Raw genomic sequence first — 25,474 nt, forward strand, 5'->3', positions numbered from 1 at the left:
GCCGCCGATGCTGCCAAAGTCCCCATCAGCCATCGCATCAAGAAATGCGCCTGGAACGACGACTATCTCATCAATGCAATCACTCATATGCGATAGCCCTGGGCTGGCAGGTGATGAAGTCGCTCGGCCTGGCGGAAAAGCACGGCTACCCGCGCTATGTCGCGCATCAGGTCTACTATTCGCTGGTCGGCCGCGACTATGAGTGGGAGCTGATGCCGCTCGGCCTCGACCAGGGCGTCGGCGCGCTGGTATGGAGCCCGCTCGGCTGGGGCCGGCTCACCGGCAAGATCCGCCGCGGACAGCCCTTGCCGGAAAAGAGCCGGCTGCACGACACCGCCAGCTTCGGTCCGCCGGTCGAGGACGAGCATCTTTTCAAGGTGGTCGATGCGCTTGAAGCGGTCGCCGCCGAGACCGGCAAGACCGTGCCGCAGGTCGCCATCAACTGGCTCTTGCGGCGGCCGACCGTGTCGTCGGTCATCATCGGCGCGCGCAACGAGGAGCAGTTGCGGCAGAATCTCGGCGCCGTCGGCTGGGCGCTGACGCCTGAGCAGATCAAGGCGCTCGATGAAGCAAGCGCCGTGACCGCGCCCTATCCTTACTTCCCCTATCGGCGCCAGGAAGGCTTTGCCCGGCTGAACCCGCCAGCGGTTTGACCACGTGTCGACCCGTCCCTATTAGGGCGAGCGTGAACGCTTGCGATTAGCGGCCGCCCTCCGAGCTTCGTCATCCGCGGGCGAAGCAGCCGCGAAGCGGCGTCGCGAAGACCCGAGGATCCATGCCGTTACCTTGATCGCAGAGCGCGGCGGAGCAGAATTCTGGATCGCCGCAACGTTTCGAAGTCACGGAATGGATCCTCGGGTCTTCGCTACGCCGCTTCGCTCCTTGCTGCGCCCGTGGATGACGAAGCGACGGGCATTTCCGCCAATCACTGACGATCGATAAAACCTGCACCTAATGCACCAGGAACTCCCCATCCACCTTCCGCCATTCATTCGGCGCGATCAGCTTGTGATGCGTGTAGGTGACCGAGTGCAGCGGTCCGTCGAGCTTGGTTTTCCAGAATTCGATGAAGCGGATCAGCACCGGGAATTTCGGAGCTATGTCGTAATCCTGCCAGACAAAGCTTTGCAGCAGGTGCGGGTGGTCCGGGTAGTGGTAAAGGATCTTGGCCGTGGTCAGCCCATACCCCTTGAGCATCAGGTCCATTTCGGAATTGTCGCGCATTGCGTTTCCTTGGTTGATTCTCCTTCCTCCCAACGCTGAATTGTGCGCACGGTTGCTTAACTGTCTATGGATTTTTTCGAGCTTCTTAAAAATTTTTGCCGTTAAAACAGGCGGTTAGCAGCCGTGAAGCGAGAGTGCTAATAGCTTTAGCGCTTGACCCCGCGTCATCCCGCCGCGCGAATCCAACGTCTAATATTGCCGTCACGTCGGAACTGTTAATAATGCCTCGAATTCGCGGCCGCTTCGCCGCGATGCCGTCGGCGTTTCAAGGCGGCGGAACGGTCCCGGAGGAAAGCTGAAAAATGTCCGATGTGCATGTCCACCGCGTCCAGCCGGCGTGGAAGAAGAACGCGTTGATCGACAACGATACCTATCTCAAATGGTATGCCGACAGCGTGAAAAATCCGGACAAGTTCTGGGGCAAGCACGGCAAGCGCATCGACTGGTTCAAGCCTTTCACCAAGGTCAAGAACACCTCCTTCAACGGCAAGGTCTCGATCAAGTGGTTCGAGGACGGGCTGACCAACGTCTCCTACAATTGCATCGACCGGCACCTGAAGAAGCGCGGCGACCAGACCGCAATCATCTGGGAAGGCGACAACCCCTACGACGACAAGAAGATCACCTACAACGAGCTTCACGCGCATGTCTGCCGGCTCGCCAATGTGATGAAGAAGCACGGCGTCAAGAAAGGCGACCGCGTCACCATCTACATGCCAATGATCCCGGAAGCCGCCTATGCGATGCTTGCCTGCACGCGCATCGGCGCCATCCATTCGATTGTCTTCGGCGGCTTCTCGCCGGACGCGCTGGCCGGCCGCATCGTCGACTGCGAATCGACCTTCGTCATCACCGCCGACGAGGGCCTGCGCGGCGGCAAACCGATCCCGCTGAAAGAGAACACCGACAAGGCGATCGAAATCGCCGCCAAGCATCATGTGCGGGTGAAGAACGTGGTCGTCGTACGCCGCACCGGCGGCAAGGTCGGCTGGGCGCCCGGCCGCGACGTCTGGTACCACGACGAGATCGCCACGGTGAAGGCCGACTGCAAGCCGGAGAAAATGAAGGCGGAAGACCCGCTTTTCATCCTCTACACCTCCGGCTCGACCGGCAAGCCGAAGGGCGTGCTGCACACCACGGCCGGCTATCTCGTCTATGCCTCGATGACGCACCAATATGTCTTCGACTACCATGACGGCGACATCTACTGGTGCACGGCCGATGTCGGCTGGGTGACGGGCCACAGCTATATCGTCTACGGGCCCTTGGCCAACGGCGCCACGACGCTGATGTTCGAAGGCGTGCCGAACTATCCCTCGCAGTCGCGCTTCTGGGAAGTCATCGACAAGCACAAGGTCAACATCTTCTACACCGCGCCGACGGCGTTGCGCGCGCTGATGGGCGCCGGCGACAGCCATGTGAAGAAGACCTCGCGCAAATCGCTGCGCGTACTCGGCTCGGTCGGCGAGCCGATCAATCCGGAAGCCTGGGAGTGGTATTTCAAGGTCGTCGGCAACGGCAAGGTGCCGATCGTCGACACATGGTGGCAGACCGAGACCGGCGGCATCCTGATCACGCCGCTGCCCGGCGCCACCGATCTCAAGGCAGGCTCGGCGACTCGGCCCTTCTTCGGCGTCAAGCCGGAACTGGTCGACGGTGAGGGCAAGGTGCTCGAAGGAGCCGCCGACGGCAATCTCTGCATCACCGATTCCTGGCCCGGTCAGATGCGCACCGTCTATGGTGACCACGACCGCTTCGTGCAGACCTATTTCTCGACCTACAAGGGCAAGTACTTCACCGGCGACGGCTGCCGCCGCGACGAGGACGGCTACTACTGGATCACCGGCCGCGTCGACGACGTCATCAACGTCTCCGGCCACCGCATGGGCACGGCGGAAGTCGAATCGGCGCTGGTCAGCCACGAGAAAGTGTCGGAAGCCGCCGTCGTCGGCTACCCGCACGACATCAAGGGCCAGGGCATCTACAGCTACGTCACCCTGATGAAGGGCATGGAGCCGAGCGAGGAGCTGCGCAAGGAACTGATCGCGCATGTCCGCAAGGAGATCGGCGCCATTGCTTCGCCCGACAAGATCCAGTTCGCGCCCGGCCTGCCGAAAACCCGTTCCGGCAAGATCATGCGCCGCATTCTGCGCAAGATCGCCGAGGACGATTTCGGCGCGCTGGGCGACACCTCGACGCTCGCCGATCCGGCCGTGGTCGACGACCTGGTCGCCAACCGGCAGAACAAGAAGGGCTGATGACCGGCGATCTCGGCACCGTCAGCCAGCTCTGGCGCTACCCGGCGAGCTCGCTCGCCGGCGAGCGGCTCGATGCCATCTCCGTCGGGCTGAAGACCGTCGACGGCGACCGGCTGTTCGGACTGGTCGATGCATCCGACGGCGAGATCGCCAGGCCCGACCGCGAGGCCAGATGGCATAAGGTGCCGCTGATCCGCACCCGGTTGGGCGAGGACCCGATGAGCAAGGAATGGCGGCTCGAAGTGGCCGTGCCCGGCGGCGGCTGGCTGCCGGCGCCAGACCCTCGAAGCGACCGCGCGGTATCCGCCTTCCTCGGCTTCGAGGCCGCGATCCGACCATTCGGCGCGCAGAACGCGGCGCCCTCCTATGCCGGTCCGCTGACCGAGGCCCGCTACGCCAAGGCGCCGATCCATCTGCTCACCACCGCCTCGCTGTCCCGGCTGAAGGCGCTGCATCCCGAGGGCACACCCGATCCGCGCCGCTTCCGCCCCAACATCGTCGTCAATATGGACCCGGTCGAAGGCGCCTTTCCGGAGACGGAATGGATCGGCAGGAAACTCGCGGTCGGCGATCTCGAGCTCACCGTCTCCGAGCCCTGCCGCCGCTGCGGCTTCACCATCATCGCCCAGGACGGTTTCGACACCGATCCCGGCATCCTGCGCAACCTGGTGCGCCACAACGCCCACAATCTCGGCGTCTACTGCACCGTCGACCAGCCGGCGCGGATCGAACTCGGCGCGCCGATGCGCTTGATGGACTGAAGCGGGCCGGGTCTACCTGTACAAATCCGCCCGTGTCGGTGGCAGGCCGCTCGGGCCGCGGGCGCGCCTGGTGGCGACAGTCTGAAAAATCTGCGCCGAGGCGCGCTGGAAGGTGATCGAGCAACCCGTCAGATAGAGCAGCCACAGCCGCGCCTTGGGCTCGCCGACCTCGGCGACCGCCTCGTCGAAGCGCGCATGCAGACGCTCCGCCCACAGGCGGCAGGTTTGCGCATAATGCTCGCGCAGGTTCTCCACGTCATAGACGAGGAAGCCGTGCGCCTCGAGATTGCCAAGCGTCATGCCGATCGTATCGAGCTCGCCGCCAGGAAAGATGTATTTGATCAGGGCCTTGTATTCCGGCCCCTTGCGCAGCGTCTTGCGGATGTCGCCCTTGCTGCGCCTGGTGATGGCGTGATGCAGATAGATCCCGCCGGGTTTCAGCAGGCGATGGACGGTCGAGAAGTAGGCGTCGTGATTGGCGAGCCCCAGATGCTCGAACATGCCGATCGACGATATCTTGTCGAACGTGCCTGAGAGTTCGGCATAGGATTTTATCTCGATGGTGATGCGATCCTCCAGCCCCTCGGCGCGAATGCGCTCGCGGGCAAGGTCGGTCTGGGCTTGCGACAGCGAGACGCCATGGCCGAAGACGCCGTAATTCTTCGCCGCATGGATAAGCATCGCGCCCCAGCCGCAGCCGATGTCGAGCAGCCTTTCGCCGGACTCGAGCCTGAGCTTGCGGCAGATGTGGTCGAGCTTGTCGACTTGCGCCTGGTCGATGCCATGGCGAAATCGTGGAAATAGCCGCAACTGTAGACCATGCGCTCGTCGAGGAAGAGTCGGTAGAAATCATTCGAAATGTCGTAATGGTGCTGGATCGCCTCCTTGTTCGATCCGCTGACGAAAGGCTTGCGGCCGGAAAGGTCGCTGCGCGCCGTCATCTGCTTGCGCGAAAACAGCACAGCCGGCAGGTCGCGCAGGATCGCCAGCTTGGGCAGGGATTTGAGCTTCGTCTTGAGCTTGCCTTGCGAAGGCAGAGCATAGAAATCGAACAGCGTGCCCTCTTCGATATCGACGGTCTTGGAAATCCACATCTCGACCAGCGTCGAGAAGGTCGGCCGGCGAACCAGTTGCCAGACGATGTCCTGATCGTTGATGGCAAGCACCGGACCGCTGGCGGGTCCGATCCGCTCGCCGGTCCACAGCCGGACCGCAAAACCCGGCTTCAGCGTTTCGACGACCTTTCGTACGATCCGCGCGGCTCTGTCGGCGGCGTCCATTCCCACCTCCCGATATGTCGCCCCCAAAGCCGCACTGTCGTCCACCGACCTGTAGACCGCAATCCCGATCTGTTGCGCAAAAGCACCGCAAGAGCAGTTTCCCGGCTCGTGGCACGACCATTCCGTGGCGTCATCTTGTCTTTTGCCGCGGCGCACCCCATCATCTGAGTGTGTTCAACGAACTGAAAGGAGGTGATCCGATGTCGAGTGATTTCGTTTTCCATAACGTGAGCTCTGCGGATTGCACTTCCGGGAAGCAGTCTTCCCGTTAAGGCGCGAGACGCGCGGCGGGTAGCCCGATGGGGTTGCCGCCAGAAGCCGCGTCATGGACGGAAACACGGAAGGCCGCCGGCTTCGTCAAGAAGCGGCGGCCTTTTCCGTTTGGGGCATCGAGCAGAGGCTTCCAGCTACCTGGCGCTACATGGCGCCCGCTATTTGGTGATTGAGAGATTGTCGATGTTGCGCACGATATCCTGAAACGCCTGGTCGAGCTCGGTACCGTTGGCCGCCTGATAGAAATGCTTGTTGTTGCCGCTATCGGGGCTGGCGCAGGATTGCAGCGTCGACTTGGCGTTCTTCTCCGTAAGGGCAAAGCCGATGGTGAATATCTCGATGCCTTGGTCGCGCATCGCCGCGCAGAGCGTCGTCGCCGCCGTGCGTGTCTCAACCTTGCCGGCGTCGTTATAAACCTGATCCGGGCCGTCGGCGTCGAAATAGGACAGGTTGAATTCGCCATCCGTCATCAGGATCACGTATTTTGCGACCTTCTTCGGATCCATCTTCGCCGGCCGTTCCGAGGCCTTCATCACGCTGCCCCAGTTTTCGGAGAGCATGTACCAGGCCCACTGCACGCCGATATGGCCCGCCGTGCCGCCGGAGGCATCGAGGTCCTTGATGACGTTGTTCAGAGCCGAGGCATCCGTGGTCAGCGGCTGTATTGACGCGACCGGACAGGCTCGTGTGCGGGACTGCTTGGCGAAGTCGGACAAGTAGAGGTCGCGGTTGACCATGCTGACGTCCGGCCCGGCATCGGAATACTGGTAGGCGCCCTTGCGCTCGGTGGCGCAGTTGTCCGGCCGCGTCGACGCCGAGACATACTTCGGATCGTCATTGCCGGGCGCCTGCTTGCGCTCGCTGGCCTTGGTCTCGACAAAGACCGTGCTTGCGGCGAGCGGGCCGACATTGACCGAATTGGCATAAGGCACGATCGCCACCCGCACCCGCGGATTGGCGGCGTTCTGGCCGGTGAGGAAGGAATTGACCGCGTTGCTCGCCGCTGTCCTCAGGTCCTTGATCTTCTGGCCGGCCATCGAACCGGTGACGTCGAGCATCATCGCCACCTCGACCGTCTTGTCCGAATAGAGCGCCGTGGTCGAGGACGTCACCCGTTGCATGTCGCCGATGCTGAACAGGGGGAAATAGAGGCTGAGATCGGTGTGCACATCCGCCTTCACCGTGCTGGCCGTCCTGTCGACGGTGAGTTTGTCCAGCACGATCCGGTTGGCCTGCAGGATGCCGGCCGTGCTGTTGGCGTCGAGAAACGCCTGCACCGTTTTGTCGGCATCGGTTTCCGTGATGACGCCGAGAGTGAGATCGCGGGCCGTCGAGGTCACAGCGGCATCGACGACGCCCTGCAGGCTCGACCTCGCATTGTAGAGTTGCGAGATATTGACCGCGAATCCCACCCCCAGCGCGAGGACTGATGCGGCAGCTCCGAACAGAACCGCGAAATTGCCTTCGCGGTTGCGGGCAAAGCCGTCCACCTCACGAACGACGCCTCTGAACTGCCGCATCCTTCCGCCTCCACTGTCCTCGGCACCGTGCCGCTCGGCAGAGGCGTTGCAGGATTTCGGCCAGACCCGGCCGGTAGCCGCCGAAAGACGCTTAACAGGCAGTTAACCGATTGTTTTTGCTAGCTTTCGAAAAATTTGAAGGTGAACGCGAAGTAAACGAAAATGCCTTGGAAACGCGACCTTCATGAAGCGCTTACCATAGTCTTGAAGACTGTCGCGGTCGTTCTCTCTTCGGCACAATCGAACTGTGCCGAAGCGGGTCAGCGGCAGCCATGAAACAGGCGCAGCGCAGGGTCTGTTGAGATAGAGGTCAGGCCGGTATGAATATCAAAGGAGCATCTGCGCGCTGACCGTCCGATCGATGCCATGATGCGGAGGATTGAAGCGGTTGCCTTCCTGCTCGTAGGTCCAGACCTTGAACAGGCTGAGCTGGTGCGGACCGAAACTGTGCAGCAGCGGCACGTCGGTGGCGTCGCGGCCGCGCGCAATGACGACGCGGCCGATGCGCGGACAGTTGTGGCGCGGATCGAACGTGTACCATTTGCCGTCGAGAAAAACTTCCATCCAGGCCGAGAAGTCCATCGGTGCCGGATCGGCCGGCACGCCGATATCGCCGAGATAGCCGTTCACGTAGCGGGCCGGAATGTTGATGCATCGGCAAAGCGCGATCGCCAGATGCGCGAAGTCGCGGCACACGCCGACGCGCTCCTCATGCGCCTGGGCCGCCGTGCGCGTGGCGCGCGCATAGCCGTAGCCGAAGGAAAGCCTACTGTTGACATAATCGACGATCGCCTGCACCCGCGCCCAGCCAGGCGGCAAATGGCCGAAAAGCTGCCAGGCGATGTCGCTGAGGTGGTCGGTCTCGCAGTAGCGGCTGCCGAGCAGATAGACCAGCACGTCGTCGGGCAGTTCCGCGACCGGCGTTTCGCGCGCCAATGTATTGACTTCGTCGGTCTCGCCGCTGTCCTCGATCGCCGCATCGTAGAGGATGCGGAAGCTTCCGGCGGGCGCCGTGAAGCGACGGCAGATATTGCCGTGGCGGTCGCGATAGGTCCGGGTCGGCACCGAGGGCGAGGTCAGAACCCGCGTCTGCCGCTTGATGTCGGCATGCCGTTCGGCATGAATGTCGAGAAGCGAGATGATCGGCGTCACCGCCGCGCATTCGATGGCGATTTCATAGCCGAGCCGGATCAGCATCGCATGCCCCCCTTCGTGATTTTGGAAAGACTGCCTGTTCAACGCCGCGAGCCGGGGCTGGTTCCGGCGCCGAGTCGAAATGGCGGCGTCTGGAGCAATTCAGGAAAAGTGCGCAGGGGTCTTCCGTCCGCAATTGCGTAAAAACAAGGAGAAGGGAGCAGGTCAGCGTTCTATCAACGCTGACCTGCTCCCTTCTCAGGCGGTCCTGCCCAGTCTAAACTGCGCTTTGCGTTTCGCCCCTCCCCCAAAACGATTCTCCAGGACATCCGATGTTTGCAGGCTCAAAATTCGCCGCCTTTCTGTTCGACATGGACGGCACGGTGCTCAACTCGATCGCCGCGGCGGAACGGGTGTGGACGGCATGGGCAAACAGGCATGGCCTCGATGTGGCGGCTTTCCTGCCAACGATCCATGGCAGGCGCGCGCGCGAGACGATCGCCGCGCTGAGGCTTCCGGGTGTCGATCCGCTGGCGGAGGCGGATTTGCTGCTCAAGGCCGAGGCGGATGACCTCGAAGGCATCGTCCCGATCCCCGGCGCCGTTGCGTTTTTGCAATCGCTGCCGCTGGAGCGCTGGGCGATCGTCACCTCGGCGCCGCGCGAGCTGGCGCTGCTGCGCATCAAGGCGGCCGGCATCCCGGTTCCCGCCATGATGGTGACCGCCGAAGACGTCACCCATGGCAAGCCGGCGCCGGACTGCTTCCTTCTGGCGGCAAGGCGTCTCGGCGTCGAGGCGCGCGACTGCCTGGTCTTCGAGGATGCGCCGGCGGGCATAGCGGCGGGCGAGGCTTCCGGCGCCTCGGTGATGGTGATCAGCGCCACGCATGTCCACCCGCTCGTCACGTCGCACCCGACAATCCGTTCCTACGACGAAATCGCCATCGCGACGGACGACAATGGCTGGATCGCCTTCGCGCCCGAGCGTGCCGTTGCTTAAAAGTCGCTGGTGAGACCCTTGACTTCCCAGTCGCCGTAGCGGCCAGGTTCCTTGCCGCCGCGGCCGCCGATTTCCTTCGGCAACTGCGCTTCCGCCGCTCGATACTTTTGACGACGCGCTTCAGCCTCTGCTAACGCCCGCTGTGCTTCGGGCGTCAGCGCTTTTCGCAGCTCTTCGGTCGTTGCAACTGCTCCGGTTTTGCTTGGCTCTTCGGTCATGCGATACTCCCGCCGATTGAAACGAAGACCGGCCTCTCCCATCATATAGCCATGATACCAGAAGGATCGACCGCTATTAATGGGCATCGGAATACTCCGGAAACCGGATTCCACTTTTCGGTCCGATGCTCTGGCCCCCTCCGACATCACGTCAGACGGATGAAACGATGAACACGCTTCGCACCACCATGCTTCTTGCCGCGATGACGGCGCTGTTCATGGGCGTCGGCTATCTGATCGGCGGCTCGGGCGGCATGGTCATCGCGCTTCTGATCGCCGCGGGCACCAATCTGTTCAGCTATTGGAACGCCGACAAGATGGTGCTGTCGATGAACCGCGCCGTCGAGGTCGACGAGAAGAACGCGCCGGAATATTACGCGATCGTCCAGGCGCTGGCCAAGCAGGCCGGGCTGCCCATGCCGAAGACCTATCTGATCGACAACCCGCAGCCCAACGCCTTCGCCACTGGCCGCAACCCCGAGAATGCCGCGGTGGCGGCGTCCACGGGCCTGCTCGAGCGGCTCTCCCATGAAGAGGTCGCGGCGGTGATGGCGCATGAGCTTGCGCATGTGCAGCATCGCGACACGCTGACCATGACGATCGTGGCGACGCTCGCCGGCGCCATCTCGATGCTCGGCAATTTCGCCTTCTTCTTCGGCGGCAGCCGCGAGAACAACAATCCGTTTGGCTTTGTCGGCGTCCTTGTAGCGATGATCGTTGCGCCACTCGCCGCAATGATCGTGCAGATGGCGGTGAGCCGCACCCGCGAATACGAGGCCGACCGGCGCGGCGCCGAGATCTGCGGTAACCCGTTGTGGCTGGCTTCGGCGCTCAACAAGATTGCGCGCGGCGCCGAACAGATTCCCAATGAGGATGCCGAGCGCAATCCGGCGATGGCGCATCTTTTCATCATCAATCCTCTGCATGGCGAGCGCATGGACAATCTGTTCTCGACCCACCCGAGCACCGAGAACCGCATCGCCGCGCTGCAGGAGATGGCGCGCGCGATGGGTGGCGCATCGCCGGCCACCCGGCGCCAGGCTTCTCCGCCACCCATCCAGCCTGAGGAGCCGTCGGCGGGGCCGTGGGGCAAACCGGCAGACGCGGCCCCAGAGGCTGAGCCGGCGCCGCCAAAGCCCAATCCCTGGGGCCGCAACCCGACCGGACCGCGCAATGTCCGGCCGAAGGGTCCCTGGTCGTGACGCCGCCGAGGCGCGGACAGCCAGGCAATCCGCAACACAAGAATGGCGACGAGAACGTCGCCGGCCTTGCCGCGCGCAAGGCGGCCGCGCGCCTGCTTGCCGCCGTCATCGACGCGCATACGCCGCTCGATGGCCTGACCGACAACGAGCACGGCCACCCGCAATACAGGGCGCTGGACGGCCGCGACCGGGCGCTGGTGCGCGCCATCCTGGTCACCGCGCTGCGCTATCGCATGACCATTGCCGGGCTGCTGGCCAGGCGGCTGGAAAAGCCGCTGCCGGCCAATGCCACCGCGCTCTCGCATATCCTCACCGTCGCCGCCGCGCAGATCCTGTTCCTCGATGTTCCCGACAGCGCCGCCGTCGACCTTGCCGTGACCCACGCCAAGTCCGATCCGCGAGCACTGCGCTTCTCCGGCCTCGTCAACGGGGTGCTGCGCTCGCTGGCGCGCGCCAAGGAGGCCGAGCTTGCCCCGGCGCTCGCTGCGACCAGCGAGGCGCCGCAATGGTTTTCGCGGCGGCTGACCGCCGCCTACGGAGCCGACAAGGCGCGCGCCATTCTTGCCGCGCATCGTCATGAGGCGCCAGTCGATTTCACGGTCAAGGCCGATCCGGCGGTCTGGGCCGAGCGCCTGGGCGGCATCGTGCTGCCGACCGGCACGGTGCGTGTCGAAAAGCTCTCCGCCAATGTCATCGATCTGCCCGGTTTCGCCGACGGTGCATGGTGGGTGCAGGATACCGCGGCAAGCCTGCCGGCGCGCCTGTTCGGCGACATCCGCGGACAGCGCGTCGCCGACCTGTGCGCCGCGCCCGGCGGCAAGACGGCGCAGCTTATCCTGGCCGGCGCCGAGGTGACCGCGGTCGACACCTCGAGGAACCGGCTGGCGCGGCTCAGTCAGAATCTCGAGCGCCTCGGCCTGACCGCCGAACTCGTCCAGACCGACCTTCTGGATTGCCGGCCGGCGCAATTGTTCGACGCCGTGCTGCTCGACGCGCCCTGCTCCTCGACCGGCACGGTGCGCCGCCATCCCGACGTGCCCTGGACCAAGACCATGGCGGATGTCGAAAAGCTCGCCGATCTCCAGCGCCGGCTGCTTGCCCATGCCGTCGACCTCGTCAGGCCCGGCGGCCGCATCGTCTTTTCCAACTGCTCGCTCGACCCGATCGAAGGCGAGGAGCTCTATCGCGATTTCCTCGCCGGGAACCCCGGCGTGGACGCCGATCCGATCCGGCCTGGCGAAATTGCCGATATCGACCCATTCCTGACGCCGGAGGGCACTCTGCGCACCACGCCCGCGGACCTCGCGCTGGAATCGCCCGGGATTTCGGGCTTGGACGGCTTCTTTGCCGCGCGGATGAGACGGACCGATTGAAACGTTATCTCATAAAACTTGCTGACTTTTTTAGGGAAGACCCGGCCGCGGCCGCGTGAATTGGTTCACTTCGGCGAAATCCGCCTTCGCATAAGTTCTTGAATCGCATAAGCTTGTGCTCGGGTTATGGGGACATCAGGAGGGCTATTGGCACTTGTTGCCGGCAGCACGACGCGTCTATGGACGCTTGTCGCGAGGGAGTTCTGGCGCAAAACGCGCCGGCGCCTCCGCGCCGGTCCCGTCTATCGCTGGCGCTATTCCGGCCGCACGCCCGAACGTGTCCTGATCGCGCCTCCAGACCTGCGGCTCGCCGATCCGCAGATCGCGCTGGAGATCTATTACGGCCGCTACCCGCTGTCCGGCCATCTGGTCGAGACCGGCGGCACATCGCCCTTCCAGCTCGACGTGCCCAATCGCGGCTGGCAGAAATCGCTGCATGGCTTCCGCTGGCTGCGCCACATGCGCGCCACCGGAACCGAGCTTGCCGCCGCCAACGCCAGGGCGCTCGTCACCGACTGGATCGCCATGCACGGCAACCAGATATCCGGCATCGCCTGGGAGCCGGGCACGACGGCCAAACGGGTGATCGCCTGGCTGCAGCATTCCTCGGTGGTGCTGCAAGGCGCCGAATTCCCCTTCTATCGCGCCTTCCTGAAATCGCTCGCCGTGCAGATCCGCTATCTCCGCTCGATGGCGCGCGAGATGCCGGATGGCGAGGCCAGGCTGCGAGCCCGCATCGCGCTCGCCTTCGCCGCGCTGTCTCTGCCGGCGCCGGCCTCGGCGCTGCGCGCCGCGACACGCAACCTGGCCGAGGAGCTGGAACATCAGATCCTGCCCGATGGCGGCCATATCTCGCGCAAGCCGATGGCGGTGCTGGAGCTGCTGGCCGACCTTCTGCCGTTGCGCCAGACCTATGCCAACCAGGCCGAGGCGCCGCCGTCGGCCCTGATCGGCGCCATCGACCGCATGTTGCCGGCGCTGCGTTTCTTTCGCCACCAGGACGGCAGCCTCGCCCGCTTCAACGGCATGGGCGCCACCATCCACGACCGCATCGCCACCATCATGCGCCATGACGACACGGCGGGCGCGCCGCTGCTGCACGCGCCGCACTCCGGCTACGAGCGCCTGTCGATGGGCGGCGTGACGGTGATCGCCGACACCGGCCTGCCGCCGCCGGTCGACGTCTCCAACGCCGCGCACGCCGGCTGCCTCGCCTTCGAACTCTCCTCCGGGCGCCAGCACTTCATCGTCAATGCCGGCATCGACACCTACGGCGCCCCGGAATTCCGGCCGCTGGCGCGCGCCACCGCCGCGCATTCGACCGCTACGCTCAACGACACCTCGTCGGCGCGCTTCAGCCATTCGCTGCGCGTCAGCGACCTGCTGGGCTCGCCGCTGATCGGCGGCCCGCAGCACGTGCCCTGCAAGCGCCTCGACCAGAAGGGCGTGCACGGCTTCGTCGCCCGCCACGACGGCTATGCCCAGCAATTCGGTTTCCTGCATGAGCGCGAGCTGAAGCTGACCACGAACGGCAACGTGCTTGCCGGCCGCGACCGTTTCCTGCGCCCGGGCAATGCCGCGATCCGCAACAACGGCCGCGACTTCGTCACGGTGCGCTTCCACGTCCACCCCGACATCAGCCTGCTGCAGGACGACCACGACCGCCTGACGCTCGCAGCCGCGCAGGGCGACACCTGGGTCTTCACCTGCGCCGAAGTGGTGCCGGAGGTCGAGGAATCGATATACTTCGCCGGACTGAGCGGCCCGCGCCGCAGCCGGCAGATCGTGCTCTCCTTCAAGGCCTCGGAGGTTGCCGAAGTCCACTGGCAGCTGACCCGCACCGGCATTGCCGGCCATCCCGAGAACAACTGAATTCCCGACAAATCCGGCCGCGCGCTTGATTTCCGAGACTCACTTGATTTCCGGGGCTCATATGCTAGGGCCGGCCAACGTCCCGTCCAACAGCTCTGAAAGGCCGCCCGCCCATGGCCGTGCCCACGAAAAACATTCCGGCGCCCGATCTCGTTCCGGTGCGCCGTGCGCTGCTTTCCGTCTTCGACAAGACCGGGCTCATCGACTTTGCCAGGGCGCTCGCCGCCGCCGGCGTCGAGCTGGTTTCGACGGGCGGCACGGCGAAGGCCATCGCCGAGGCGGGCCTGGCGGTTCGCGACGTTTCCGAGCTCACCGGCTTTCCCGAGATCATGGACGGCCGGGTGAAGACCTTGCATCCGTCGGTGCATGGCGCGCTGCTCGGCATCCGCGACGATGCCGAGCATGCCAAGGCCATGCGCGACCATCGCATCGAGCCGATCGACCTTGTCGTCTCGAACCTCTACCCGTTTGAAGAGGTCCGCCACTCCGGCGCCGGCTATGCCTCGATCGTCGAGAACATCGACATCGGTGGACCGGCAATGATCCGCGCCTCGGCCAAGAACCACGCCTATGTCGCCATCGTCACCGATCCGGCCGACTATGCGCCCGTCGTCAACGCGCTGGAGATGAATCTTGGCTCGCTGTCGCTCGACTTCCGCAAGATGCTTGCGGCCAAGGCCTTTGCCCGCACCGCCACCTATGACGCCGCGATCTCCGGCTGGTTCGCCGAGGCGCTGCAGATCGAGCATCCGACCTGGCGCGCCTTCGGCGGCCATCTCGACCAGGTGATGCGCTATGGCGAGAACCCGCATCAGAACGCCGGCTTCTACCTGTCGGGCGACAAACGGCCGGGTGTGGCGACGGCAAAGCAGCTGCAGGGCAAGCAGCTCTCCTACAACAACATCAACGACACCGACGCGGCCTTCGAGCTGGTCGGCGAGTTCGATCCCGCCCGCTCGGCGGCGATCGCCATCATCAAGCATGCCAACCCTTGCGGCGTTGCGGAGGGTGAAACGCTCAAGGCGGCCTATGCCAAGGCGCTGGCCTGCGATCCAGTCTCGGCCTTTGGCGGCATCGTCGCCATGAACCGCATCCTCGACGCCGAGGCGGCGCGGGAGATCGTGAAAACCTTCACCGAGGTCATCATCGCGCCCAACGCGACCGACGAGGCAGCCGCGATCGTCGCCGCGAAGAAGAACCTGCGCCTGCTGGTCACCGGCGGCCTGCCCGACCCGCGCGCCGCCGGCACGATGGTCAAGTCCGTCGCGGGCGGGCTGCTGGCGCAGAGCCGCGACAACGCGGTGGTCGACGACCTCGAATTGAAGGTGGTGACGAAACGCGCGCCGACGCCGGCCGAACTGGCAGACCTCAAATTCGCCTTCCGCGTCGCCAAGCACGTCAAGTCGAACGCCATCGTTTATGCCAAGGACGGCGCCACGGTCGGCATCGGTGCTGGCCAGATGAGCCGCGTCGATTCCTCGCGCATCGCCGCCCGCAAGGCGCTCGACGCGGCGGAAGCCGCCGACCTCGCCGAACCGCTGACCAAGGGCTCCGTCGTTGCCTCCGACGCCTTCTTCCCCTTCGCCGACGGCCTTCTCTCGGCGATCGAGGCCGGCGCCACGGCCGTCATCCAGCCCGGCGGCTCGATGCGCGACGAGGACGTCATCGCCGCCGCCGACGAGCACGGCATCGCCATGGTGTTCACGGGCGTACGGCACTTCCGGCATTGATGCTCAGCGCGGAGATGCTTCAAGAATTCGCTCCGCTGAGTCGATTGGTGCGGTTTTCGAGAACCGGAGCGGAGCGGACATTCAGGTCCGTGAGCACCGGAAGCGCAGAAAACCGCGGCAAGCGGCCAGCGGAGTAGAATTATCGAAGCATCTCTTTCGGCTTGTCCGCCGGATAGGGCGTCCCCACCAGGATCGCCATGCCGATGCCGAGGAACAGGATGATCGCCGCCATGCCGAGCCGTGGTGAATCGCTCATTGTGGTGATGGTCGCCACCATGAACGGCGCCAGGAAGCTGGTCGCGCGTCCCGCAAGCGCGTAGATGCCGAAATAGCGGCCCGACTCGGCGGCAGTCACGCTGCGCGCCATGTAGGAACGCGACGATGCCTGCACCGGCCCGAAAGCGAGCCCGATCAGCAGGCCATAGAGGATATAGGCCTTTTCGGCCGCGGTGCCGAACAGGCCGCCGGAATCCGCGGTCGACAGCGGGATCAGGCCGAGCAGCGTGAAGCCCGGACCGGTCGAGACGACGCCGATCGTGGCGACCGACAGCATCACCAGCGCGATCATCACCACGTGCTTCGAGCCGAGCGCGGTATCGAGCCGCGCGGCGATCCAGCAGCCGAAGATGGCGACGACGTTGAGGATGATGCCGAACAGGCCGATCTCGGTGATCGACCAGCGGAACATGCCGGCCGCGAAGGTGCCGCCGAGTGCCAGCAGCGCATTGACGCCGTCCTGATAGATCATGCGCGCCAGCAGGAAGCGCAGGATGCCGCTGCGCTGGCGCACTTCCACCAGAGTAGACTTCAACTCGGACAGGCCCTCGCGCACCGCCGGGCCGATCGGGATTCCCTTGCTGGCGTCCGGCGTGAAGAAGAACATCGGCAGGATGAACAGGAAATACCAGCCGGCGGACATCGGCCCGGTGAAGCGCGCGTCCTCCCCGAGTTTCGGATCGAGTCCGAACAATGGATCGAGGCCGATGAGCGTCTTGCCGGTTTCGAGATTGCCCGCCAGGAACAGCACCACGAAGATCAGCGCGATCATGCCGCCGAGATAGCCGAGGCCCCAGGCCATGTTGGATATCCGGCCGATCTCTTGCTTCGGCACCAGCCGCGGCATCATGGAGTCGTTGAACACGGTGGAGAATTCGGCCGCGACCGAGGCCAGCGAGAACAAGAGCACGACCAGGAAGAGGTTCGAGCCGGGAGCGGCGAACCACAGCAGGCTGAGGCTGACGATCTTGATCGTCGCGAAGAAGGCGATCCACGGCTTGCGCGGCCCGGTCTGGTCGGCGATCGAGCCGAGCACCGGGGAGAGCACCGCGATGACCAGGCCCGCGGCGGCGATGCCATAGCCCCAGGCGGCCTGCCCGGCGGTCGGATCGCTGGCCATGCGCGAGACGAAATAGGGCCCGAAGATGAAGGTGGTGACGACGGTGAAGAAGGGCTGCGCCGCCCAGTCGAAGAACATCCAGCCCCAGATGCCGCGCCCCGATGCCCGCTGCACTGTCTCTACCGCCACCATGCTGATTCCCCTGGCACCGCTCGCGTCGGGCGCCATGTCTGCATGTTTTCAAGCAGCGATGCAAATGAACAAGCAGGCGCCAATTCCTCGCCCACAAAGGCGGCTACGCGATGCACGCATCTTCTGGCGTGACCGATCAGGCCGAGGCTTGATTGCCAGGTGGTTCCCCCAATCCGTCGCTGCTTCGCAGCGCCACCTTTCCCCCCTCCGGAGGGAAAGGAAGGGAGCGTTGCTGGACGAGCATTGACGGCAAAAAGCTTGGCGCCTTTCCACCCCGTCGATCGGGGGAGAGGTGGCTCGGCGAAGCCGAGACGGAGTGGGGTCGACCAGCGCAGCATAGGATAACGCAAGCGCCAAGCTGCCATGCGCGCTATCGCCAAAGACCAGCCGCTTTGGCAGGGGCGAGGAACTTCACATCCCCGTCAGGTCGCTCATCAGGCCCGACGCCACCGAGAGCCGCGACACGGTGATGTCGCCGCCTTCGGTCAGCGCCTGCAGCCGCTCGCGGATGCGCGCGACGCGTTCGCCGCCGGCCTCGAGCCATGCCCCGACCGGATCCGCCGCCGTGCCGTGCGCGGTAAGCGCCGCCACCGCGATGCCGCGCCGCGCCACGCCGATCGTGTCGGTCGCGCGCGACAGCGCCAGCTGGTCGTAATAGTCGGGCGGCATGATCGAGCGCGCGGCCTCCTCGACGCGCGGGATGCGGAAGGCATCGCTGACGGCGAAGAACGCCTTGGCCGCGCTGACGATGTCGGCATTGGCCGTGCGCGCGGTGAGCGCGACATCCGGGATCAGCTCGGCCACTTCGGCCAGGGCGAGCTGCCCGGCGAGTTTTTCCGGCGCGCCGCCCTTGAACAGGCCATGTCCCCGCTCCTCGATACGCTCGCGCGAGAAGGCCGGCAGCAGCGACGCCAGCTTCGGTTCGAGCGCCTTGCGCGCGTCCTGCAATTCGGCGATGCGCTGCCCCAGCGGCGCGGAGCCCGCTTCGTTCTTCAGGGACCAGCCGCTGGTCACGAAGATAAGCCGGCTGACCGACTGATAGAGATCGAGCTGGATCTGGCCGTCGATCTGGTTATCGAGCGCGTCGATCTCCTTGTAGAGCGCCGGCAGCGCGAAGCCATCGCGGATCACCGCGAAGGTGCGCACGACATCGGCCGCCGTGCGGCCGGTCGCTTCCTGCAGCCGGTTGACGAAGGACGGCCCCCCGCGATTGACCAGATCGTTGGCGACGACGCGCGCGATGATCTCGCGCCGCAGCCGGTGGTCGCGGATCTCTCCGGCGAATTTCTTCGCCATGCGTTCCGGGAAATAGCCCATCAGGTCGCGGTCGAAATGTTGCTCGTCCGGCACGTCGCTGGCGACGATGTCGGAGAACAGCACGATCTTGGCATAGGCGAGCAACACGCCGAGCTCGGCCCTGGTCAGCGGCTCGCCACGCGCCTCGCGTTCGGCAAGCGCCGCCGGCGAAGGCAGCGTCTCGACCGCGCGGTCGAGCAGGCCGCGCGATTCCAGCGCCGTCATGAAACGGGCCTGGTGCGCGATGTCGGCAAGGCCGCGCTTGCGCGCCAGCGAGAGCGCCAGCGTCTGCTGATAGTTGTTGGAGAGCACCAGCGCGCCCACCTCGTCGGTCATCTCGGCGAGCAGCTTGTTGCGCGCCGGCCGCGTCAGCGAGCCCTTGCGCATGGCGGAAGCCAGCGCGATCTTGATGTTGACCTCGACGTCGGAGCAGTTGACGCCGCCCGAATTGTCGATGGCGTCCGAATTGCAGCGGCCGCCATTCAGGCCGAACTCGATGCGCGCCCGCTGCGTGACGCCGAGATTGGCGCCCTCGCCGATGACTTTCGCCCGGACATCGAGCGCGGTGACGCGGACGGCGTCGTTTGCCCGGTCACCGACATCCTGGTTGCTCTCGCCCGAAGCCCGCACATAAGTGCCGATGCCGCCGAACCACAGAAGGTCGACCGGCGCCTTGAGGATGGCGTTCATGATCTCGACCGGCGTCGCCGTTGTCTTGGCGAGGCCGATGGCGGCGGCAGCCGCCGCCGGCAGCGTGATCGATTTCTGGTTGCGCGAGACGATGACGCCGCCTTCCGACAGCTTCGACTTGTCGTAGTCCTGCCAGGACGAGCGCGGCAGCGCGAACATGCGCACCCGCTCGGCCATCGATGCGGCCATGTCCGGATCGGGGTCGATGAAGATGTCGCGATGGTCGAAGGCGGCGATCAGCCTGGTCTGCGGCGACAACAGCATGCCGTTGCCGAACACGTCGCCCGACATGTCGCCGACGCCCACCACGGTGAAGGGCGAGGTCTGGATGTCGCGGTTGATCTCGCGGAAATGCCGCTTCACCGCTTCCCAGGCGCCCTTGGCGGTGATGCCCATCTTCTTGTGGTCGTAGCCGGCCGAACCGCCGCTGGCGAAAGCATCGTCCAGCCAGAAGTGGTGTTTTTCGGAAATGGCGTTGGCGGTATCGGAGAAGGTCGCGGTGCCTTTGTCGGCGGCGACGACGAAATAGGGATCGTCAGCATCGCGCCGCACCACGCCGGCCGGCGGGATGACGCCGTCGACGCCGATATTGTCGGTGATCGAGAGCAGGCTGGAGACGAAATTCTTGTAGGCCGAGGTGCCGGCTTCGAAGATCGCGTCGCGCCCGGCGCTCATCGGCAGCTTCTTCGGGTAGAAGCCACCCTTGGCGCCGACCGGCACGATGACCGCGTTCTTCACCTGCTGCGCCTTCACCAGGCCCAGCACCTCAGTGCGGTAATCCTGGGCGCGGTCCGACCAGCGCAGGCCGCCCCGCGCCACCGGACCGAAGCGCAGATGCACGCCCTCGACCTCGGAGCCGTAGACGAAGATTTCGCGCCATGGCCGCGGCGCCGGCAGGCCCTCGACCGCCTGGGAGTCGAGCTTGATCGCCAGCGACTGCCCTTTCTCTTTCGTATCGGTTGCGAAATGATCGGTGCGCAGCGAGGCTTCGATGAGGTTCAGATAGCGGCGGATGATCGTGTCGTCATCGATATTGGGCACCTCTTCCAGCGCGTCCTTGATCTTGGCCTTGAGGTGCTTGGCGGCGACCGCGCCATCGCCCTCCGCCGCCGGCCCGAGCCGTGCGACGAACAGCGCATGCAGGCCGCGCGCGATCTCCGGATAGCGGTTGAGTGCCGCGGCGATGAAATCCTGGCTCTGCGGAATGCCGGCCTGCTGCAGATAGCGGCCATAGGCGCGCAATATGGTGATCTCGCCCGACCACAGGCCGGCGGTCTGGGCCAAGCCGTTATAGCCGTCATTGTCGACATCGCCGCGCCAGACCGACAGGAACGCGTCCTCGAACAGCGCGCCGCCATCGGCAAGGTCTATTCGCGCGCCGTAGCTGTTCTCCAGCTCCATGTCGTGGATGAACACCCGGTCGGCCGGATCGTCGCCGACCTCGAAAGTGCGCTCGCTGATGACGCGGAAGCCGATGTTTTCCAGCACCGGCACGCGCCGCGACAGCGCCACCGGGCTGCCGAAATGATAGATTTTCAAAGCCGCCTGTTGCGGCTTCTGGTCGGCATGGCGGTAATAATCGATGGCGATCGGATTGACGGCGCTGATCTTCGCAATGCGCCCGGCATCGGCCAACGCCACGGCGGCCGAGAAGGAGTCGCGATAGCTTTCGGGGAACCGCGCCGCGATCGCCTTCAGCGCCGGATCGCTGCCGGCCGCTTCCGCGGCTTCGGAGAGCGCGTCCTCCCAGGTGCGCACGATGTCGCGGATCGCCGCCTCGATCGTCGACTGCTCGACCTTCGGCGTCTTGCCGCCGGAACGGCCGATGATGAAATGCACGCGCGCCAGTCCGCCTTCCGGAAAGGCCGGGTAATAGGCCGACAACCGGCCTTCGAACGCCGTCTTGAGATAGGTGCCGACCTTCTCGCGCACGACGCTGTCGTAGCGGTCGCGCGGCACGAAAACGATGATCGAGACGAAGCGATCGAACTGGTCGACGCGCACCAGCGCCCGCACGCGCGGCCGCTCGATCAGCCCGAGTATGGCGACCGCGTGCTTGCGCAGGATGGGAATGGGAACCTGGAACAGCTCGTCGCGCGGATAGCTTTCCAGGATGTTGATCAGCGCCTTGCCGGAATGATCGTGCGGATCGAAACCGGATTTCGAGATCACGGTCTCGGCCTTGGAGCGCAGATAGGGGATCTTCATCACCGAGCGCGTGTAGGCGGTCGAGGTGAACAGGCCGACGATGCGCAGCTCGCCCGCGAGCGCGCCTTTCGCCGTGTAGGTCTTGATGCCGATGTAATCGAGATAGATGCGGCGATGCACCGACGACTTGGCGTTGGCCTTGGTGACGATCAGCGGCTCCGGCCCGTGCAGGAAGGCGCGGATCTCCGGCGTCGTCGTCACCGCCTCGGTGCCGCGCCTCAACACCAGCACATCGGGATCCGAAAGGATGCCGAGCCCAGGCTTTTCGGCGCGCTCCAGCGAGCCGCTTTCCTCGCCGCCGGTATATTTGAACTCGCGCATGCCGAGGAAGGTGAAATTGTCGTCGCGCAGCCATTCGAGGAAGGCGATCGCCTCGGCGACGCTCTTCTTATCGAGCGGCACCGCCGAATAGCGGAATTCGGAAATCGCCTGGTCGAGGCGGGCGAGCATGCGCTTCCAGTCGGCGACGGCCGCCCGGACCTGCGAAAGCATCTTGCGCAGCCGCTCGGTGAGGCTCTTGGCCTGCTCGGCGTTCAGCCTTGGAATGTGGACATGGACGACACTCAGCCTGTCGTCATCCTCTTTGCCGCCATCGCCAAGCACCTCGACCACACCATCCTTGCCGTGGCGGACGGTGACGATCGGATGGGTAACCAACGTCGGCTCGCCGCTGATCTCGGTGATCTCGCCGAGGATGGAATCGAACAGGAACGGCATGTTGTCGTTGACGACGGTGATCACCGTGACCGGCCGGCCATCGCAGGCGACGCCCGAATCGGCCTCGACGGCGACGACGCTTTCGCCTTTCCGGTGGCTGGCGACCGCTTGCGCGGCGAGCTCGCCGGCGCGTTCGAGGTCGGTCACGTCATAGGACGCGATGTCCTCGGCGGGCGCCCGTGCCAGCAGATAGTCGGCAAGCCGTGCGGGTTTCTCCTCCGCTTTCGCGGCGGCGGCTTTCTTCTTCGGCTTGGATTTCACGCTGGCCATGACGCTTATTGCCTCCCGTGGCATGCTTTTGCGACTATGGTAGCCAGATGACTGCGGTTTGGCGACAAAGGTTTGACGACGCTTTAAAAAATTCGAACCGACGCCATCGCCGCGCGAGGAGAACGACCATGACCGGCAAAATAACCGCGCTCGACCTTGTCCAGGCGGAGCTCAGCGAGGCCACGAAAGCCTATTTCGACAAATGCCGGGAGAAGCTCGGCCTCGTACCCAACGTGCTCACCGCCTACGCCTTCGACGAGAAGAAGCTGCGCGCCTTCACCGACATGTACAACGATCTGATGCTGGGCGATTCCGGTCTTTCGAAGCTGGAGCGCGAGATGATCGCCGTGGTCGTCTCCTCAATCAACCACTGCTTCTATTGCCTGACCGCGCATGGCGCGGCAGTGCGCCAGCTGTCGGGCGAACCGGCGCTCGGCGAGATGATGGTGATGAATTTCCGCGCCGCCGAGCTGTCGCCGAAACAGACAGCGATGCTCGAATTCGCGGTCAAGCTGACCGAGGAGCCGGCCACGATCGTCGAGGCCGACCGCGCCGCCTTGCGCCAGGCCGGCTTCACCGATCGCGATATCTGGGACATCGCCTCGACCGCCGCCTTCTTCAACATGTCGAACCGGGTGGCCGCCGCGGTCGACATGCGGCCCAACCCCGAATACCACGCCATGGCGCGGTAGCGGCGGCTTTACATTAGCAATATCGAATTTTTCGTTGCCCATCCCGCCATTTGGTCCGATGATCAAGATTGCGGCATAGCCGCATATCCGACTGCGGCGCAGCCTCATATTGCAAGCGGCGTGGCCGCATGCCGGTTCGACGCCGCCGACAAGGGAGGAGAACATGGCGAAATTTCTCTATGTCTATCACGGCTCCGGCAAGATGCCGACCGACGAAGCCGAACGCAAAGCGGCTATGGATGCCTGGACCGGCTGGTACGACAAGCTCGGCACGGCCGTGGTCGACGGCGGCAATCCGGTCGGCATGTCGAAGACGGTGCTGCCGAGCGGCAAGATCGAGAACAATGGCGGCAGCAATCCGACCGCCGGCTACACCATCGTCGAAGCCAGGGACATCGACGACGCCGTCGCCAAGGCAAAGGATTGCCCGATCCTGATGGACCCAGCCTTCAGCGTCGAGATCGCGCCGATCATCGAGATGATGTAGCGCCTAAGCGTTTGATGCATGTCGTTATCCCAAAACCGCGGTGCACTTTTGGCCGACATGCATTAGGAACGCGCCGCGATTGCCGCGGCCGCGCCCGCCATGGTCGTGGCGCTGACGCGGTTGGCGATCTTCATGGCACGCTTGCTCTTCAGGAGCCGGCGCGCCTGCGATGCCGCCAGCACCCAGGCGAGGTCGATGACCACCAGCACGATAGCCATGGTCAGCGTCAGCTCGACCCAGCCGACAACGCTGACCGAGGCAAGATCGATGATGGTCGGCAGCAGCGCCAGATAGAACATCATGATCTTCGGGTTGCCGAGCGTCACCGCCATGCCGGCAAAGAACAGTTTCAAGGGCGAGTCCTCGCGCGGCATCTCGCCTTCCTTCGCCTCGACCGGCGCCGTCCACATCTTGAACGCCAGATAGGCGAGATAGGCGACGCCCACCCATTTCACGACGACGAAAGCGTAGTGGAAGGTCTGCGCCACGACGGCGAGCCCGAACACCGCCAGCGACAGCCAGACGGCTTCACCGATCCACATGGCCAGCAGGAACGGGAAGACATCGCGGAACCCCTTCGAGATCACCCGCGCCACGAGTGCTGCGATCGACGGGCCGGGCGAGCCGGCGGCGACGAACAAGGCGGCGGCGAAGATCAGCAGCGAGGCGAGATGCATGGCGGACCTCTTGTGGTGAAGAACTTGAGCCCACGAGACTAGCGCAACCGCCGGGATGGCGAAAGTCGGACGGCTTGCCGGCTGGACGCCATGCGGTTAGAAGACCCACCCCGATAGCCATTTTCGAGCATCACTTTGCCTCAGTAACCGCCGGTCGCGCCAACTCCTCTGAATGCACCGCAGGCGCAGCCATTGGCGCGTCTGCTTTCATCTCACGTGTTCTTCAGGCGGCGGTTCGAGACCGGTTTGGCATTGCTGAGCCGCCGCGTGTGACCCACGCCGACGCCTGACGCACGCAGCCTTCGCCACGCCGTGCCCGCACGAGCATGATGCCGAAAAGTGGTACCCGGTTTTCGGAAAAGATCATGCTCAACAAAAAGGGGCATCTCGGACATTGCCGGCCTGACGGACTTCCCGACGGGAAGGGCCTGCCGGCATGTCTACCTTGCGTGTCCACTGGACGATCGCGCCCGCAATCGCGCCTCGACCTCTGATCAACTGCAATCGCTGCGGTGGCGTCAAACCGTATCGATGCGGCGAAAAATTCCGCGTCAACGCCAACGGCAAGCGCATCGACGTCTGGCTGATTTATCGCTGCGTCGACTGCGACAACGCCTGGAACTTCGCCATCCTGGAGCGGCAAAACCGCCGCGAGATCGAGCCGGCGCGGCTTGCGGCGCTCGAAAGCAACGATCCGGCGCTTGTGCGCCGCTTTGCTTTCGATGCCGCCGCGCTGCGCGACAGAGCCGGCCGGATCGAGGAATCTCCCGATGTCACGGTCCGAAAGGAGTTTCTGGACGGCGAGCCGGAACGCGCGGTCGCGCTCGCGCTCGACCTTCGTCTCGATGGCACGACACCTTTGCGGCTTGACCGCCTGCTTGCCGGCGAACTCGGCCTTTCGCGGTCAAGGCTTCAGGCCCTGGACGACCGAAGGCGACTGACCATCGAACCGGATGGCGCCAAAGCCTTGCGCAAGCCGGTTCGCGACGGCTTGGCGGTGCGCATCGATCTGGCTGGAGAGGCGGATTGCAGCGCTATCCTGTCTGCCGCGTGCCGCTGAAACGAA

General features: G+C 64.6%; 17 protein-coding genes and 2 pseudogenes. 11 read left to right on the forward strand and 8 right to left on the reverse strand.

What is annotated here, in order from left to right; translation table 11 throughout:
- Window positions 1-101: 101 nt before the first annotated feature.
- Window positions 102-653, forward strand: a pseudogene (locus FJ414_RS24700) (aldo/keto reductase); the annotation flags it as partial.
- A gap of 298 nt (window positions 654-951) precedes the next feature.
- On the opposite strand, the gene FJ414_RS24705 reads toward FJ414_RS24700, so the two are convergent.
- Complete coding sequence (locus FJ414_RS24705; RefSeq protein ID WP_140646989.1) at window positions 952-1,224, reverse strand: usg protein; 273 nt, start codon at window positions 1,222-1,224, stop codon at window positions 952-954.
- 302 nt (window positions 1,225-1,526) lie between these two features.
- On the opposite strand from FJ414_RS24705, the gene acs reads away from it, so the two are divergent.
- Both acs and FJ414_RS24715 read left to right on the forward strand, forming a co-directional pair.
- The gene (acs, locus tag FJ414_RS24710; protein ID WP_140646990.1) at window positions 1,527-3,482 is read left to right on the forward strand and encodes an acetate--CoA ligase; all 1,956 of its coding nucleotides are present in this window, start codon (window positions 1,527-1,529) and stop codon (window positions 3,480-3,482) included.
- On the forward strand, window positions 3,482-4,243 hold the full coding sequence (locus FJ414_RS24715; protein ID WP_140646991.1) for an MOSC domain-containing protein: 762 nt from the start codon (window positions 3,482-3,484) through the stop codon (window positions 4,241-4,243). Before acs ends, FJ414_RS24715 begins: the two co-directional genes overlap by 1 nt.
- 12 nt (window positions 4,244-4,255) lie before the next feature.
- On the opposite strand, the pseudogene FJ414_RS24720 reads toward FJ414_RS24715, so the two are convergent.
- The 3 genes and pseudogenes from FJ414_RS24720 to FJ414_RS24730 form a co-directional block, all read right to left on the reverse strand.
- A pseudogene (locus FJ414_RS24720) lies at window positions 4,256-5,523 on the reverse strand (cyclopropane-fatty-acyl-phospholipid synthase family protein).
- Window positions 5,524-5,954: 431 nt separating this feature from the next.
- Window positions 5,955-7,316, reverse strand: a complete 1,362-nt coding sequence (locus tag FJ414_RS24725; protein WP_140646992.1) for a pilus assembly protein — start codon at window positions 7,314-7,316, stop codon at window positions 5,955-5,957.
- Between the two features lie 327 nt (window positions 7,317-7,643).
- On the reverse strand, window positions 7,644-8,513 hold the full coding sequence (locus FJ414_RS24730) for a transglutaminase family protein (RefSeq protein WP_140646993.1): 870 nt from the start codon (window positions 8,511-8,513) through the stop codon (window positions 7,644-7,646).
- Between the two features lie 269 nt (window positions 8,514-8,782).
- Between FJ414_RS24730 and FJ414_RS24735 the strand changes: the two genes are divergently transcribed.
- Window positions 8,783-9,448 carry an HAD-IA family hydrolase gene (locus tag FJ414_RS24735; protein WP_140646994.1) on the forward strand — a complete coding sequence of 222 codons (666 nt, stop codon included), beginning with the start codon at window positions 8,783-8,785 and terminating at the stop codon, window positions 9,446-9,448.
- Here FJ414_RS24735 and FJ414_RS24740 read toward each other — a convergent pair.
- Window positions 9,445-9,666: a DUF1674 domain-containing protein gene (locus FJ414_RS24740; protein ID WP_140647051.1), complete on the reverse strand. Its 222-nt coding sequence runs from the start codon at window positions 9,664-9,666 to the stop codon at window positions 9,445-9,447. The genes FJ414_RS24735 and FJ414_RS24740 overlap by 4 nt on opposite strands.
- Before the next feature lie 167 nt (window positions 9,667-9,833).
- Here FJ414_RS24740 and htpX point away from each other — a divergent pair, with 167 nt between their 5' ends.
- From htpX to purH, 4 genes are all read left to right on the forward strand, one after another.
- Window positions 9,834-10,868, forward strand: a complete 1,035-nt coding sequence (gene htpX, locus FJ414_RS24745) for a zinc metalloprotease HtpX (protein WP_140646995.1) — start codon at window positions 9,834-9,836, stop codon at window positions 10,866-10,868.
- Window positions 10,859-12,241 carry an RsmB/NOP family class I SAM-dependent RNA methyltransferase gene (locus tag FJ414_RS24750; protein WP_181181709.1) on the forward strand — a complete coding sequence of 461 codons (1,383 nt, stop codon included), beginning with the start codon at window positions 10,859-10,861 and terminating at the stop codon, window positions 12,239-12,241. Before htpX ends, FJ414_RS24750 begins: the two co-directional genes overlap by 10 nt.
- 147 nt (window positions 12,242-12,388) lie before the next feature.
- On the forward strand, window positions 12,389-14,113 hold the full coding sequence (locus FJ414_RS24755) for a heparinase II/III family protein (protein ID WP_140646997.1): 1,725 nt from the start codon (window positions 12,389-12,391) through the stop codon (window positions 14,111-14,113).
- A 113-nt stretch (window positions 14,114-14,226) separates the two neighbouring features.
- A complete protein-coding gene (purH, locus tag FJ414_RS24760; RefSeq protein ID WP_140646998.1) occupies window positions 14,227-15,843 on the forward strand; it encodes a bifunctional phosphoribosylaminoimidazolecarboxamide formyltransferase/IMP cyclohydrolase in 1,617 nt (538 codons plus the stop codon).
- A 139-nt stretch (window positions 15,844-15,982) separates the two neighbouring features.
- Here the strand turns inward: purH and FJ414_RS24765 are convergent, their stop codons facing one another.
- Window positions 15,983-17,371, reverse strand: a complete 1,389-nt coding sequence (locus FJ414_RS24765) for an MFS transporter (RefSeq protein ID WP_246672497.1) — start codon at window positions 17,369-17,371, stop codon at window positions 15,983-15,985.
- 411 nt (window positions 17,372-17,782) lie between these two features.
- Window positions 17,783-22,552 (reverse strand): NAD-glutamate dehydrogenase, encoded by a 4,770-nt coding sequence (locus FJ414_RS24770; RefSeq protein WP_140646999.1) that lies wholly within the window; start codon window positions 22,550-22,552, stop codon window positions 17,783-17,785.
- 128 nt (window positions 22,553-22,680) lie between these two features.
- On the opposite strand from FJ414_RS24770, the gene FJ414_RS24775 reads away from it, so the two are divergent.
- Together FJ414_RS24775 and FJ414_RS24780 are read left to right on the forward strand one after the other, a co-directional pair.
- Window positions 22,681-23,244, forward strand: a complete 564-nt coding sequence (locus tag FJ414_RS24775; protein ID WP_140647000.1) for a peroxidase-related enzyme — start codon at window positions 22,681-22,683, stop codon at window positions 23,242-23,244.
- 163 nt (window positions 23,245-23,407) lie between these two features.
- Window positions 23,408-23,731, forward strand: coding sequence for a YciI family protein (locus FJ414_RS24780; protein WP_140647001.1), 324 nt, complete (start codon window positions 23,408-23,410; stop codon window positions 23,729-23,731).
- A gap of 62 nt (window positions 23,732-23,793) precedes the next feature.
- Here FJ414_RS24780 and FJ414_RS24785 read toward each other — a convergent pair whose 3' ends face one another.
- A complete protein-coding gene (locus tag FJ414_RS24785) occupies window positions 23,794-24,408 on the reverse strand; it encodes a LysE family translocator (protein ID WP_140647002.1) in 615 nt (204 codons plus the stop codon).
- A gap of 436 nt (window positions 24,409-24,844) precedes the next feature.
- Between FJ414_RS24785 and FJ414_RS24790 the strand changes: the two genes are divergently transcribed.
- Complete coding sequence (locus FJ414_RS24790; protein ID WP_140647003.1) at window positions 24,845-25,468, forward strand: DUF1062 domain-containing protein; 624 nt, start codon at window positions 24,845-24,847, stop codon at window positions 25,466-25,468.
- Window positions 25,469-25,474 lie beyond the last annotated feature (6 nt).

Origin of the sequence: Mesorhizobium sp. B3-1-6, assembly GCF_006439555.1 — a bacterium.
Classification (GTDB): Bacteria; Pseudomonadota; Alphaproteobacteria; order Rhizobiales; family Rhizobiaceae; genus Mesorhizobium.